The organism is Aliiglaciecola sp. (genome assembly GCF_039982535.1).
In the GTDB taxonomy this organism is placed as follows: Bacteria; Pseudomonadota; Gammaproteobacteria; order Enterobacterales; family Alteromonadaceae; genus Aliiglaciecola.
In genome coordinates, this window is record NZ_JBDWYG010000007.1 from 247196 (window position 1) to 262815 (window position 15620).

13 protein-coding genes are annotated in these 15620 nt (G+C 39.9%); all 13 read left to right on the forward strand.

What is annotated here, in order from left to right:
- Positions 1–223: 223 nt before the first annotated feature.
- The 13 genes from ABJV04_RS01120 (at position 224) to prsK (ending at position 15602) form a co-directional block, all read left to right on the forward strand.
- A complete protein-coding gene (locus tag ABJV04_RS01120; RefSeq protein ID WP_348489258.1) occupies positions 224–2386 on the forward strand; it encodes an ABC transporter permease subunit in 2163 nt (720 codons plus the stop codon).
- A complete protein-coding gene (gene pstA / locus ABJV04_RS01125; RefSeq protein WP_348489259.1) occupies positions 2379–3938 on the forward strand; it encodes a phosphate ABC transporter permease PstA in 1560 nt (519 codons plus the stop codon). The genes ABJV04_RS01120 and pstA overlap by 8 nt, the downstream gene beginning before the upstream one ends.
- A 13-nt stretch (positions 3939–3951) precedes the next feature.
- Positions 3952–4758, forward strand: coding sequence for a phosphate ABC transporter ATP-binding protein PstB (pstB, locus tag ABJV04_RS01130; RefSeq protein WP_348489260.1), 807 nt, complete (start codon positions 3952–3954; stop codon positions 4756–4758).
- Between the two features lie 12 nt (positions 4759–4770).
- Positions 4771–5448: a phosphate signaling complex protein PhoU gene (gene phoU, locus ABJV04_RS01135; protein ID WP_348489261.1), complete on the forward strand. Its 678-nt coding sequence runs from the start codon at positions 4771–4773 to the stop codon at positions 5446–5448.
- Between the two features lie 193 nt (positions 5449–5641).
- Positions 5642–6319, forward strand: a complete 678-nt coding sequence (locus ABJV04_RS01140; RefSeq protein WP_348489262.1) for a TIGR00153 family protein — start codon at positions 5642–5644, stop codon at positions 6317–6319.
- Positions 6320–6333: 14 nt separating this feature from the next.
- A complete protein-coding gene (locus tag ABJV04_RS01145) occupies positions 6334–7602 on the forward strand; it encodes an inorganic phosphate transporter (protein ID WP_348489263.1) in 1269 nt (422 codons plus the stop codon).
- 510 nt (positions 7603–8112) lie between these two features.
- On the forward strand, positions 8113–8706 hold the full coding sequence (locus ABJV04_RS01150; RefSeq protein WP_348489264.1) for a PEP-CTERM sorting domain-containing protein: 594 nt from the start codon (positions 8113–8115) through the stop codon (positions 8704–8706).
- Positions 8707–9061: 355 nt separating this feature from the next.
- Positions 9062–9973, forward strand: a complete 912-nt coding sequence (locus ABJV04_RS01155) for a hydrogen peroxide-inducible genes activator (RefSeq protein WP_348489265.1) — start codon at positions 9062–9064, stop codon at positions 9971–9973.
- A gap of 71 nt (positions 9974–10044) precedes the next feature.
- Complete coding sequence (locus ABJV04_RS01160; RefSeq protein WP_348489266.1) at positions 10045–10587, forward strand: sigma-70 family RNA polymerase sigma factor; 543 nt, start codon at positions 10045–10047, stop codon at positions 10585–10587.
- Complete coding sequence (locus ABJV04_RS01165) at positions 10580–11212, forward strand: hypothetical protein (RefSeq protein ID WP_348489267.1); 633 nt, start codon at positions 10580–10582, stop codon at positions 11210–11212. The genes ABJV04_RS01160 and ABJV04_RS01165 overlap by 8 nt, the downstream gene beginning before the upstream one ends.
- A 45-nt stretch (positions 11213–11257) precedes the next feature.
- A complete protein-coding gene (locus ABJV04_RS01170; protein WP_348489268.1) occupies positions 11258–12214 on the forward strand; it encodes a hypothetical protein in 957 nt (318 codons plus the stop codon).
- 171 nt (positions 12215–12385) lie between these two features.
- The gene (locus tag ABJV04_RS01175) at positions 12386–13510 is read left to right on the forward strand and encodes a beta-ketoacyl-ACP synthase III (RefSeq protein ID WP_348489269.1); all 1125 of its coding nucleotides are present in this window, start codon (positions 12386–12388) and stop codon (positions 13508–13510) included.
- Between the two features lie 67 nt (positions 13511–13577).
- A complete protein-coding gene (gene prsK / locus ABJV04_RS01180) occupies positions 13578–15602 on the forward strand; it encodes an XrtA/PEP-CTERM system histidine kinase PrsK (RefSeq protein ID WP_348489270.1) in 2025 nt (674 codons plus the stop codon).
- Positions 15603–15620: the final 18 nt, after the last annotated feature.

The following is a 15620-nucleotide window of genomic DNA, read 5'->3' on the forward strand; positions in this document are numbered from 1 at the left end:
ATTAGAGTTATACCTACAGAGCCATTTCTGATAGGTTTAATTTTCACCTGAATTAATATCATAGCTTAATCATATGATAATTCGTAAATTAATCATTGTTTTGATTGAGCTTATTAAAATCATGTGTTGATCAAACTAAGGTGTGTTGACTGAAAAGATTGTCACTTGCCTGTTGGGATATATCCATTACACTAAGCACAATTTTAAAAGCAGGGTTAGTTTTGTGGGTCAGTCATCAATTGATGAATCATCGTCTAGCAATACCCAAACGGTGAAAGTCGCGCGCTTAAGGAAAGCAAAAAATCGTCTAGTCGCTGGCGCAATCGCAACGTCTGGGTGGTTGGTTTTGCTGACTTTGGGACTATTGCTTTGGCAGTTGGTTATTCAAGTGTTGCCACTGGCTGGCAATGTGAGTATCACCCCTAAAAACCAACTTTCTATTTCCCCCAACGAAAGTATTTTATACCTTGGTGATGTAATTAATTCCGTACCTCTAGTCACCCTGGATGAAGATTGTCGCTTAAATTTTTACGCTTTATCAGAACAAAAAGCAGATCCTAGTCTAATTAAAAGTAAAATTGTGCCATTGCTTTGCACTGACCAAATAAAGGTAAAAGCTTACGATGGTCAATTGTATCTGGCGATATTGAGTCACTCTGGCATCTTGCGTATTGAAAAGCTAAGCCAAGTTAATAAAGACTTATTTCCAGAACTAGAGATGTCGCTGGCAGTCACTGAAGTGGATCATTTAGTTGAAATTGATCAATTTGACTTCCAACTGTCAGTCAACACTATCATGTTATCGGTCCAACAGGGGCAAGCATACAAAGTCTATAGCATTGACAGACGCAGCAAAAATGAAATCGATGTTGTTGCCATTAAACGAGCTAGCCACCTCTTATTGCTGCCGCGAATTGGTCAGTTTGTATATGTGACCGATAGCAAACTCTCTACTCATGACGTCACCAGCGGCAGGGTAAATAATATTGCTTTTGATCAAACCATCAGTAGCTTAAAAGTATTTCCCAGCCAACGTTCATTGTTTGTAGGGTTGCAAGACAAAACACTGCAAAAATGGAGTATAGCCAACACCCAAGGGCAGTTAGTATTTCAGCCCATGTATTCTATTGTTAGTGAACAGCAGCCGCAAAATATTCTAATTCACCAATCCGAAAATGCCGCTTTTATTGTTGATATCAAAAATCAATTGCAGGTAATCAATTATGTGACTGGGGAGCAAGTAAGCGAGCTATTCACTCAGAACATCAGTAATCAAGTATTATTAAGTCAAAACCTTTTCTATTCGGCGCTTGGCAATAACCTTTATGTTTGGGACGTTGAGTCAATTTCCGCTGTGAACACCATGCAATCTTTGTGGGGGGCAAATAGTTATGAAGGTTATCCTCAATCCGATTATGTTTGGCAAACCACTTCCGCGGCAGATTATCATGAAACTAAATTTAGCTTAGTCCCTTTAGTGATTGGTAGTTTAAAGGCGTCTTTTTTAGCTCTTTTAATTGCTGTTCCATTAGCGGTCTGTGCAGCTATTTATACCGGCTTCTTTGCTCCGCAAAGGTTACGTAACTGGATTAAACCTAGCATCGAAGTGCTAGAAGCAATCCCATCCGTTGTTCTAGGTTTTATTGCCGCCATTTGGTTAGCTCCCTTAGCAGAGCAATTTATCCTTTCCCTATTGTTGTTTGTATTGCTGCTCCCTCTTGTTTTATTGCTGTTTGCTCTTTTGCATCAACCTATGGTGGAGCGTTTGCCGCAGCGCTTCAAGCACGGGTGGGAGCTGCCTATCGCCAGTATTTTACTGATTGGTTTGGGATTGTTTGTTTATTCGGTTAGCGATGCTATGTCGTTGGCAAGCGCAAATTTACATGGACATTGGTTATTGCCAATCGATGCCTTGGAAAATATTAACAAAAACACACTGGTGGTCGCCTTGGCGTTGGGAATAGCCATAGTACCCAGCATTTATTCACTTGCTGAAGATGCTATTTATGAGGTGCCTAATAGCCTAAAACAAGCTTCTTCTGCGTTGGGGGCCACCCATTTACAAACTTTACGCAAAGTGGTGTTGATTTTGGCTTATCCAGGGATTTTAAGCGCCATTGCTTTAGGGTTAGGACGAGCATTCGGCGAAACCATGATCGTGTTGATGGTGACCGGTAACACGCCTGTTGCAGATTGGAATTTGTTGTCTGGTTTACGCACCTTAACCGCAAACCTAGCCATTGAAATGCCAGAAGCCGAAGTTGGCAGTAGCCATTACCAAATTTTGTTCCTAACCGGCTTGGTTTTATTTTTATTTACCTTTGTTTTAAATACTTTTGCTGAGTTACTCCGTCAGTGGTTAAGGAAAAACTATCAACATGGTTAATGGTAAGTTTAATCACGAACAAAAACAGTCCATGGTCACCAGTTTAACCGCTGCGGTGGCTGGCTTTTTAGTGTTGGTTTTAATCGCCCTTTCATTTTTTATCTTAGTCCGTGGGGGCAGTTTTTTCTGGCCACAAAGCATACAGACTATTATTTTTCAGCAATCAAATGGTAGTTATCAAACCCAATATGTAAAGCTAGATGCAAAGACGATGCGTGTTGGCGAAGAAATAATGCATTACCGTTTTTCATCTGCGCAGCAACTCTTTAGTGGTCAACTTACCCTTAAACAATCGAGCATTATCAGTGCTGAAATTAGCCCGGATGTCGCCATAATTGAATTAAATAATGGCGGGACCGTCATTGCTAAAGTGGCTTCAATTAACGATGCCACTGGAAATACCTTAGGTATGCAAGCTTTTGAGGCTGTCCAAGGCAACATTGTTAAATTAATTGCATCCACCGAATTAATTCGTAAAGGCGAATTGGCTGATATTCACCGCGCACTGGCGAGTTTGGACCGAAGAGGCGTTAAAGCTGATGCTCCGGCTCGAGTTAAGTTATCTAAACGTTTTTATGAATTACAGGATAGCTTAGAAGAAGTAGAGCAAGAACTCGCCGGTTTTACCCTTAATGTGGCGTTTGCCGATGGTAGTATTTATCCGTTGAATATGCGCGAAATTAGTGATGTGAGTTTTCCAAACTCCATGGGCTTAACAGATAAAATGCTTTCCGCATTATCTGCATTTGCTGCATTTATTAGCGACTCTCCTAAGCTAAATAATACTTCTGGTGGGGTTTTTCCAGCGCTATTTGGCACCATCGTAATGGTATTGTTGATGACCATATTCGTGACGCCATTTGGTGTGTTAGCGGCTGTGTATTTGCATGAGTATGCGCCGCGAAATAAGATGACAGCGCTTATCCGTATTTCAGTAAATAACTTAGCAGGCGTGCCATCTATAGTGTATGGGGTTTTTGGTTTAGGCTTTTTTGTTTACGTGGTTGGGGCAAATATTGACAAACTATTGTTTTCTGATGACTTGCCTGCCGCCACATTCGGGGCCCCTGGCATATTTTGGGCATCATTAACCATGGCTATTTTGACCTTGCCTGTTGTCATTGTGGCAACAGAAGAAGGGTTACGCAGGGTACCTCAATCCCTTCGTGATGGTAGTTATGCTCTTGGTGCAACTCAAGCAGAAACTATCTTTAAGATGATTCTACCCATAGCCAGTCCTGGCATCATGACAGGTGTCATATTAGCCATTGCGCGCGGAGCGGGGGAGGTTGCGCCATTAATGTTAATTGGTGCGGTTAAGTTTGCGCCAGCATTACCCATTGATGCAGAATTTCCCTTTGTGCATTTGCAGCGCCAGTTTATGCATTTAGGGGTATTAATATATGATGGTGCATTCCACAGTCAGAATATCGGCAATGGTTCTTCATTTATATTTGCCTGTTGTATGTTGCTACTATTGATGGTGTTGAGCTTAAACTTAATCGCTATCTTTATTCGTAATCGACTGCGTAAACAATATGCGCAAAATTAGAGTATAGGAATTCATGTTAAAACTATTTGAACATGACAAATTAGATGTCAATAATCTAACGCCAGAGCAAACTGCGATTGAAGTGAGAAAGCTCAATTTGCATTTTGGTGAGAAACAAGTACTTGAAGACATCAATATGCTGATCCCTAAAAATCAGGTGACGGCACTGATTGGTCAAAGTGGCTGTGGTAAATCAAGTTTAATTAGCTGTTTTAATCGTATGAATGACCTGTTGCATGGCTGTGAAGTGTCTGGTCAGGTGTTGATTTCAGGTAATGATATTTATCATCGCAAACAAAATGTCGCCACATTGCGCACACGGGTTGGAATGGTTTTTCAAAAGCCAAATCCATTTCCCATGTCAGTTTTTGAGAATGTTGCCTATGGGTTAAAACTCCAAGGTGTTCAACAACGAAGAAAATTAGATGACGCGGTAGAACAAGCTTTGCGTGAAACTGGACTGTGGAAAGAGGTTCGGGATAGATTATTTGAATCAGCGTTAACCCTCTCTGGCGGTCAACAACAACGTATGGTGATTGCTCGAGCTTTGGCTTTAAAGCCCGAGATATTGTTACTTGACGAACCCACCTCAGCATTAGATCCTTTAGCCACGTTGCATATCGAAGAGCTATTAAATCAATTGAAAATGCAGCATACCGTTATCATAGTGACACATAATATGCAGCAAGCAGCTAGGGTTTCTGACTATACTGCATTTATACATGAAGGTAAGATTATAGAATATTCTGACAGTGATAGTTTGTTCACAATGCCGAAACGCAAGCAAACTGAATCTTACATAACCGGACGATACGGGTAGGAACACCGAGCAATGGCTTACATTGAAATTAATACCCATATTTCGGTCGGTTTTAATAAAGAACTTGAAGATCTTAAAAACTCGGTCTTAACTATGGGGGGCTTGCTAGAGCAACAGCTTAGCGATACCTTGCACGCGCTAAAAACAAATAATGCGGGTTTAGCTGAAAAAGTGGTAATTAATGATAGAGAAATTAATTCCATGGAAATTCAGATTGATGAAGAATGCATGCGAATTATTGCTCGGCGTCATCCAACCGCCAGTGATTTGCGTTTAATTATGACAATTGCAAAGGCGACTGCAGATATTGAACGCATGGGAGATGAAATAGAGCGCGTCGCTAAACTTATCTCTCATTCCAATGTACCGGATTCTGAATCCCTTAAATCCAGTATGCTAGTCATAGGTGAGCATGTATTAGACATGCTTAAAGATACCCTAGATGCATTTGCTAGGCTCGATTTAGAAGCGGCCCAGAAAACCTATCAAAATGATGAGACAATTGATGCACAATACAAAGATTTATTGAGTATTACCATTTTAGAAATGCAACAGCATTCTGATGAGTTAGAAAATTGGTTAGAAGTACTCTGGGCGTTGCGTTCTTTTGAGCGTATTGGAGATAGGTGTAAGAATGTATGCGAATACGTTATATTTTTAGTTGAAGGTTCTGATAACCGAGAAATTTAACCATAAATTTAGTGAGAGTATTTTTATCGTCAATTGAGCTATTTTTAAGCGCTTTCGATTTTATGATTTTTCTATAAACCCCTTTTATTCAAAGGGTTTCAGAGTAGTCATAAAAATGTCATATAAACGGGTTAGTCTTTCGCGTATGATTCAGGCTTCTGGATTGACTAATCGATTATTTTAGAGATATATAATGTCAACAAACTCATTTCTTGGTGTATTTGCCAAATCACCACTGAAGCCGATTGAAGATCATATTGATCTGGTCGATCAGTGTACTCAATTACTCGCTGTATTCTTTACTCATGTTTACCAAAGCGAATGGACTCGTGCAGAGGAAGTGCAACAACAAATATCTCAACTGGAAAAACAAGCCGATAAGGTTAAACGTGAATTAAGGACTAACTTACCTACGGGTTTGTTCATGCCTATTCAACGTCAAGACATTCTCGCCTTGATAACTCAGCAAGATAAATTAGCCAACAAAGCGAAAGATATTTCTGGTCGTATTATTGGTCGTCAATTACAGATTCCCGAATCATTGCAGGAGTCATTTAATGCTTATTTGCTTAGATGTCTTGATGCTTCATCTCAAGCTAAAAACGTCATCAATGAATTAGATGAATTGTTGGAAGCGGGCTTTAAAGGTAGAGAAGTCGATTTGGTTGAGAGAATGATAGCTCAACTAGATGAGATTGAAGATGAGACAGATAGCATGCAAATAAACATGCGCAGTTCTTTAATGAAAATGGAATCTGGAATGAATCCTGTAGATGTTATGTTCTTATACAACATCATTGAATTAGTCGGTGGATTAGCCGACACAGCAGAACGAGTCGGTGCTCGACTCGAATTGATGTTAGCAGGATAATAAGGCGTACCTCTATGGAAATTATTAATGACTACGGGTTTATCCTGATTGTTGTTGCGGCTGTCGTTGGGTTTTTGATGGCTTGGGGGGTTGGCGCTAATGATGTAGCCAACGCGATGGGAACATCCGTTGGGTCTAAAGCTTTAACCATTAAACAAGCTGTATTTATTGCCATGGTATTTGAATTTGCCGGGGCGTATTTAGCAGGTGGCGAGGTTACCTCGACCATTCGCAAAGGTATTATCGATACAAGTTTTTTCATCGATTCACCTGAATTACTTGTATTTGGTATGATCTCTGCGTTGTTTTCAGCGGGAATATGGTTAGCTGTGGCGTCTTATTTGGGATGGCCAGTTTCCACCACTCACTCAATTATCGGGGCTATCGTTGGTTTCGCAGCCGTTGGTGTAGGCTCTGAATCAGTAGAATGGGCTAAAGTAGGCGGGATTGTAGGCAGCTGGGTTGTGACTCCTGCGATTTCTGGTTTTATCGCATTTTTAATCTTTATGAGTGCGCAACGCCTAATCTTTGATACCGACAATCCATTTAGAAATGCTAAGCGCTATGTACCTTTTTACATGGCGTTTGCCGGCTTTGTTATGTCTTTAGTGACCATAACCAAAGGTTTGAAGCATGTTGGATTACATTTCACAACTTTCGAAGCTTGTATTATTTCCATCATCATTGCAGCCATTGTGTCTGTGATTGGCCGTATGTACATCAATCGACTTAAGTTTGATGAAAGCCTAGATAGATCAATGCACTTTACCAATGTTGAAAAAGTGTTTGCCATTTTGATGATTGTCACTGCTTGTTGTATGGCGTTCGCCCATGGTTCAAATGATGTGGCAAATGCAATTGGTCCTTTGGCCGCGGTGGTTTCAGTGGTCAATAGCCAAGGTGAAATTACTGCCAAAGCTTCTTTAGATTGGTGGATATTACCTTTAGGAGCGCTAGGTATCGTCTCAGGTTTGGCCTTATTTGGTCATCGAGTGATTCGCACCATAGGTAACGGTATAACCCATTTAACTCCAAGCCGCGGGTTTGCAGCTGAGTTAGCTGCGGCTTCCACAGTGGTACTGGCTTCTGGTACTGGCTTGCCAATCTCTACCACTCAAACCCTTGTGGGTGCAGTACTAGGAGTAGGAATGGCCCGTGGTATCGCCGCATTGAACCTTGGAGTGGTGCGCAATATCGTGATTTCTTGGGTGGTTACCTTACCTGCGGGCGCAGCCTTATCAATCGTATTCTTCTTTATGCTTAAAGGAATTTTTGCGAGCTAATCTAGATTGTCTTTAGACAGGTTTACTGTGTAAATAACGGCACCTCAGGGGGTCTTTGAGTCAACTAGGAGCTACTATTTTTGATAGTAGCTCTTTTGCTTTTTAACTAACTGTAAAATCAAGTGAGTATTTTAATTATTGCATGACCAATGAGCGCACCATTAACAGTAACTTCTTAGGCAATAACAAGTCAAAATCCTCTACACCTGCAATGCTACAAAAAACTTTATACCGCAGATGGTTTACTCTCATTTAGACTAGATAAAATACAGATTGATGAGGTGTATCACAATAACACTGAACAATCAGCCAAGCTTTATGAATATCCAATCTTTGTGTCAGGTTAATTTACATAAGTACAAATGTTAAATTAAAAAACTAGATAACGTATTGTTTTTTCAAGTTTTTGTCAATGTGGCGCATTATCTGCTCAGTGTATGTAAATATTAATTTCTAGCTTTATTATATACCTTCCAACCTCGATGGAAGGGGATTAAAAGGATAACTCAAATGAAAAGTAAATTTATAAAAGGCTTGGTGGCGAGCTTTGTTTTGACTGTTAGTGGCATTGCAAATGCTGGTGTTGTAACTGGTGAAAATTTTGATGTTGGCTTGAATATTGGTTTTGAAGTTGGGGATAGTAACTCTCCCGCTGATGCTGCTGTTGATTGGTTTATTTTTGACTCGAATGGCGTCGATGCGACTTCATTTTATTTTAATAGAACTATAGCAGCTCCCGACTTAATTGCTGGTTTATATTTGGGCGATACCTATGGATTCGATTATGTAGCAGCCGGAGTGCCTCTAGGCGCGTGGAGCTATTATTATGCTGCGACATATAATAGTGACCTGACATTCGTTTCCTTCTCTGATGACTCTCATAATGATTCATTAGGAGGCCCGTTTGGTGATCCTGATTTTAATACGGTTTTGGCCGCTGGAAGGTATTCTTTAGCTTTATCATCATTAGATCAAGGTGGTACTTACGAATTTACGACTAATGTTCAAAGCGCTTATGCTCAAGTTCCAGAACCATCAACTATAGTTATTTTCGCTCTAGGTTTAATGGGTTTAGCTTCTCGTAAATATAAGAAGCAAGCTTAATCTAAAAGCTGATAATTTATAAAAACACTGATCATAGTGGCCAGTGTTTTTTTTCATTTCTAGATATATGAAAACACAATACCTCCACTGCCCCCCTTAACCACAAACCGCTTGATAACTAAGTGAAAACTATAACTAGTCGTACATTCTTAATACTATTCCCCCGTCTTGACGCTGAACTTTCATTGAAAAATATAGAAAAGCTTCAAAAAATAAAAAGCCGCTTTGTTATTTCAACAATACGGCGCTAATTTGACTCAATAGCCCGACCTCAGGGTGCCGTTTTTATTTAATTTGAATATTTAAAAATCTGATTTAAACTAATAAACTTAATCAGTTTTTTAGAAGATAAATCATGAAGTGGCCTAATTTAAAACATTTGCATTATCTGGTTGTATTGCACGAAGTACAGCATTTTAATAAGGCTGCTCAATTATGTTGTGTCAGTCAATCCACCCTTAGTACTGCCATTCAAAACCTTGAAGAACAATTCTCCTGCCAGTTACTGGAGCGGGATCATAAAACTTTCGTGTTTACCCCTTTTGGCTTAGAGTTAGTCGAGCGCAGTAAAAAACTATTAAACGACGCCACAGAATTGGTGAATTTTGCCCATTCAGCGGGTAATTGGCAGGCGGGTAGCTTGAAATTAGGGGTTATTCCTACCATTGCACCATTCATCTTCGAAGGTATTCTGTCGGTGGTAAATACCCACTTTGCTGAGTTGCAATTAAAACTGCAAGAGGACACCACCGAAAACCTTTTACGCCAATTAAACGATGGTATCTTAGATCTACTGATTTTAGCGTTGCCTATGGAAACCCCAGGCTGCAAACAACTGGTGATTGGCCATGATCCTTTTCATTTAGTGGCCCACAAAGATTTGATAGATTCCTTACCAGAGCCAATGGATATGTCTGCATTACCTAAAGACAGCGTATTCTTATTACAACGGGAACATTGTATGACCGGGCATGCGGTCAGTGCCTGTCGGTTAAAACACTCTGAGCAGGTTAGTTCCTTGGCAGCATCGAGCCTTCATACACTGGTTGAATTGGCAAATAGCAAACTGGGGTATACCTTTATGCCGGAACTGGCCATTAACCATCATATTTTAAATAGCTCTCAACTCGTGTCTATGCCGGCTGAAGATAATGCTTATCGCGAAATTGGCTTAGTATGGCGATCGGGTACCACTCGTGTCCGTCTATTCCGAATGTTGGCAGAGCTGCTCTCAGCACTGATGCCTATCCCTACCTTAAAAAAATAATTTCACTTGTTTCAAACTATTTGAAACTTGGTCTCGACTATATCAACAAGCAGACTAATGGAACCATCTAAGTGTTTGAAAAAAGCGACCAACAGTTAATAACCAAAGCGCAAAGTGGCAATAAGCGCGCTTGGTTGAACCTGATAAAACGCTACGAAAGCCAAGTTTACAATTATGGTATTCGAATGACAGGAACGCGTGAAGATGCGTTAGATTTGATGCAAGAAGTGTTTATTTCAGTATTTCGTAATTTAAATAATTATCGAGGAGAGGGGAGCTTTAGAGGATGGATTTTCAAAATTGCCCACTACCGATGTATTGAATTTTATCGACGTAAAAAACCTCATCAAGCCCTTGATGACAGTCCTGAAATTGAAAGTAAAGAACCTTGCCTAGAAACATCGATGGTGTCTTCACAAAATGCCAATCAATTAGTTAGTGCGATGCAGCAACTTCCGCTATCGCAAAAAGCCGTCATCGAACTAAAATTTTTTGGCCAATTTACATTTGAGGAAATCGCTGAACAACTTGGTATTTCAGCAAACACTGCGAAATCCCGAATGTACAGTGCTTTATCAAAGTTAAAAACGTTATTGGAGGTTGAATATGCCTAATATAAATCAATCTGAGCTACTCGCTGCTTGGATAGAAGGGGAATTGAGCCCAGAGCAACAGCAACAGTTTGAGAAGCTATGCATTGAAAACGAAGACTTTTCTAAGCAAGTAGAAATGGCCAACCAAGCCTCTTTATTTGCCCAAGATTACCGTTCTCAATCGGTACCTAAATGGAACCAAGAGGCAAGTTTTGACTATCAAGCACCAACTAAATGGTGGCAATGGCAAGGCTTCTCAGTGTTCTCAAGTGCGCTTTCAATTGTTGCCATTGTCTTGGTATTTAGTGGTTTTGAAACCAGCATTGAAAATGGCAAGGTGACATTCGGGTTTCGAGATTCAGATCAGCGTATAGAACAAAGGGTAGCCCAGCAATTAAACGAATTCAAAGCGCAACAAAATGAGGCACTAAATAGTTATGTGGCTTCGTTACGGGAGCAGCAATTAGATGCGAGCACACAATTGACTCAGTATCTATTAGCGTCTAGTAGACAAGAGCGTAAAGAAGACTTCGGAGAATTAATTAAGTTTATTAATGAGCAGCGAAATGACGATCAATTGTTTTATGCGCGGCAACTTAATCAACTCCAAAACGCGATTTACGATAACCCGACAGGCAAACCATAAACGCGAAGTAAGTGTATCTAATTTTAAGAATTAAAGAGGTGAAAAATGACAACCTATCGTAAATTTAAAAAGCTAACCCTAGCCACTAGTCTAACTGCTGCGCTGCTAAGTTTAAGTTCGAGCCTTGTTTGGGCGAAAACAAATTTGCCGGACTTGAAGAGCGAACTGCAGATTATGAGCGGCATTATTAAAACTGCTATGACCCAAGGGGAGAGTAAGAACGGGATTCGGTTAAGGGGCTTAGATGTTACCTATTTATCTGACCAAGGCGTGGTGTTTGAATTAACAGGTAGCGCTCAAACTCGACACTTGTCATTTTCCTTCGATGGTCATAATGAGTTTGTAGTCGCCCCTGAATTGCCACCGATACCGCCAATACAAAATATGGGTGACGACGAACATAATGTATTTATCGAGCTAGATGAAGAGCATTGGAGCGAAGAAGTGGAAGAGGCTATGCGATTAGCTAGCGGCGCGATGAACGAAGCGAGAGAAAAACTTCGAGATCTAAATCAACAAGAGCGCGAAATAGCTTGGGAACAGCGAGAATTTAAACGCCGATTGCGAGATATTGAGTTTGAAATGCGCAGTGCAGATAGTCAGAGAAAATCACAGTTAGAGAAAGAGAAAAGTGAGCTTGAAGACGAAATTGCGGAATTAAAAAAACGCGGTTCGAATTTAGATAAATACAGCAAACAATTAGAAGCAGAGCAAAAACAACAAGCAGAACAAAGATTAGCGCAAAGAAAACAGCAATACACTGAATTCTTATCTCGTTTTGAAGACAATATTGCTACTACTTTGTGTAAATACGGAAATGGCTTTAAAGCACTTCCTTCTGATGAAAATGTCACATTTGTGTTGTCGAATTTGGGTTCTGCACAAAATAGAGGATCTGAAGATCGTATTTATGTGTTTAAAAACAAGGATATTCAGTCTTGCGTAAAAGACAAAATAACGGTTAAACAATTACTATCTAACGCTAATGCTTACATGTTTTAAAGTTAATCCAACTACAGGTAAGCCTTGTAAAATACCGTGAAACTTCACGGTATTTTTGTTTTTAAAGGCGTTACATTTAAATTGCTTGTGTATGGTCCATGACTTTTGACTGCGAAAACGCTAAGCTTAGACAGTTTAATTTTGCAGTGACAAATGATTGGATTTTAATACATGACTAAACAGATTGTGATCAGTGGTTCAGGAATGTGGACGCCAGCTAACAGTATTTCTAATAGTGAGTTGGTCGACAGCTATAACGCATATGCGGAAAAGTTTAATTTAGAAAACGCCGAAGCGATTGCTGCGGATGAGGTAAAAGCTAAGCCATTATCAAGTGCTGAGTTTGTAGAAAAAGCCTCGGGAATAAAGAGTCGATATGCTTATGTAAAAGACGGCGTATTAGATATTGAACGTATGCGCCCAGATATTCCAGAGCGCAGTGACGATGAATTATCCCATCAAGCGGAAGTGGCTTTAGATGCCGCGAAAAAAGCGTTAAAAGCAGCAAATAAAACCGCTGCGGATATTGATGCGGTCATCGTATCTTGTGCTTATACTCAGCGTTCATATCCCGCAATTGCCATCGAAGTGCAAGGTGCTTTAGGTATTAAAGGCTTTGGATTTGATATGTTAGTGGCTTGTTCTGCCGCGACTTTTGGGGTGCATCGAGCCTATGAAATGATTGCCGCTGAAACCGCAAAATGTGTACTTGTCATTAACCCAGAATTAATTTCACCGCAAATTAATTACAAAGACCGAGACAGCCATTTTATATTTGGTGACGTGGCCACAGCAATGGTTATTGAGCATCAAGATACCGCGACCAGTGAGAATCAATTCGAAATTCTGAGTACCAAAGCGGTGACTGACTTTTCTAACAATATCCGTTCAAATTTCGGCTATATGAGTAGAGTGTTTGATGCAGAGCCTTACGGAGCTGATAAATTATTCCATCAAGAAGGGCGTAAAGTATTCAAAGAAGTGTGCCCTATGGCCGCTGCTCACATTGCTGATCATTTGGCAAAGCACAACTTAACACCAGTAGACGTCAAACGCTGGTGGTTGCATCAAGCCAATATCAATATGAACACCTTAATCACTAAAAAGTTATTAGGTAGAGTGGCGGAGTTTGATGAAGCGCCTATCGTCCTCGACCGTTTTGCAAACACTGCATCGGCAGGCTCAATTATTGCGTTCCATTTATATCATCAAGATTTACAATCAGGAAATTTTGGTCTGATCTGCTCCTTCGGCGCAGGTTACTCTATTGGCAGTTTAGTGGTTCAAAAGAAGTAGGTTTGCGCCATTAAAGGGCTAATTGGTGCACACAAAAATTAGTTTTGTTCAAGGAAGTCAATAAATCATGATAGCTGATCTTGGGTTTGGTTTAGGTGTAATCAGTTACAGCCTATTGCTATTGTTGCTTTTTACCGTAAGAAAAGCTGGATTGGTTAAGTATTTATTGATTTTAGCCACTGCCGGAACTGCTGTGTGGTGCTTACTGCATATTAACTTTTTGTTTGGACCGGTAGAAATTAAAAACTTATTTCTTTGGGATGCAATCAAACAAAGTATCTGGTTAATTTTCTTGCTGGCCTGCATTAAAGATGACTTCCGAAGTCTAAAGGACGTGTTAATGCGTCCCTTTTCGATTGTCATGTTATCTGTTCCTGTTGCCTCAATCATATTGCCTTTTTTTGTGCCAATTGATGTTAGTTGGCAATTTCTGGCCCTCACCATTATTTCGTTGGAAGTGTTGGTCATACTGGAGTTGCTTTACAGGCAAGCCGGTGAAAACAAGTGGGCTTATAAACCTTTAGTTTTGTTTCTCGGAGCCACCAATTTATTTGAATTTGTAACCTTTGCCAATGCCACTATGGTAGGCGGGCTAGAAGTTACTTATATTGCCGCTAGAGGCTATGTATATACGGGATTATTGCCATTTTTGGTATTGGCAATCCGGCGCATCAAACATTGGGGAGTCGATATTTTTATCTCCCGAGATATCGTTTTGCATAGTTCGTTATTAATGGTTGCAGGTATTTATCTGTTTATCATGGCGATGATTGGGTATTTCGTAAAATATGTTGGTGGAGAGTGGGGCGGCACCATTCAGATAATACTTATTGTTTTGTCGACCGCATTGTTAATGACACTGTTTTTGTCAAATAGCTTAAGGGTGAAAATACGGGTATTCATTACCAAACACTTTTTTGTTAACCAATTCGACTATCGCATTGAGTGGTTAAAATTAACCGATGCATTGTCCTCCAACGAAGCCAATATTTCTCAAGTTTATGAAAACGCCCTCAACGGCTGGATTCAAGCAATTGAATATGACTCAGGCTATTTATTAAAAAAGGAAGGGCATAATCTCACGCCTAAAGCACAAATAAACCACCCAGAGCTAACCTCTCGAGAAATTCAATTGTTGAATGAATTGGCGGTCTATTGTCAGCAAAAAGATTGGGTTATCGATATTGAAGAATTGCGCTACCAGCCTTTTATCTATGAAGGTTTAAAATTAAATCATGCATTGTTAAATGAATGTTCGTTCCAAATTGTGCTGCCCATATACAAGGCTGAAGCTTTATGGGGTTTGGCTATTATGAATGGTGATAGGTCAGTTCGTAAATTAAACTGGGAGCTGCGAGATTATCTGACAGCCGTTACCGCACAAATATCCAGTTATGTTTTCCATCACGAAGCCAGTAAAGAAGTTGCTGAAAATGCGCAATTTGCAGCATTTAACCGAATGTCGGCTTTTGTACTACATGATTTAAAGAACGTTTTAGCACAAATCGACTTAATTTTAGCCAATGCTGAACAACATAAAGATAACCCTGAGTTTATTGACGATACATTTGAAACCCTGACCCATACAAAGGCGCGAATGGATAAAATGTTGCGTCAACTTACCGATAAAAAAGAAGCTCAAAGAAGTAACGAAAAACTTTGTGATGTTTCAGTGAGTATTCAATCAGTAATTGATAAAAAATGCGCAGGAAATTTACCCATTCCCAGTTTAATTGTAATTGATGAAAAACAACTGGTGATAGATGAAGAAAAATTCTGTAATGTTATGTATCACCTGATCAGTAATGCACAACAAGCCACTGATGATGAAGGGAAAGTGGAAATTAGCATTGATATGAGCGTTGACCAACGTTTTCTCATTGTTACCATTAAAGATAGCGGTGAAGGGATGAGTCCAGATTTTATTGAACATCGCTTATTTAAGCCATTTGATACCACTAAAGGTAACGCTGGAATGGGAATTGGTGCATATGATGCGAAAAATTTCGTTGAAAGACTGGGCGGCAGTATCAACGTCCAAAGTGAAGAGCAAAAAGGGTCAGTGTTTACACTGAATTTTCCTGCAGAATAATAATCTTTATAGAGGGAC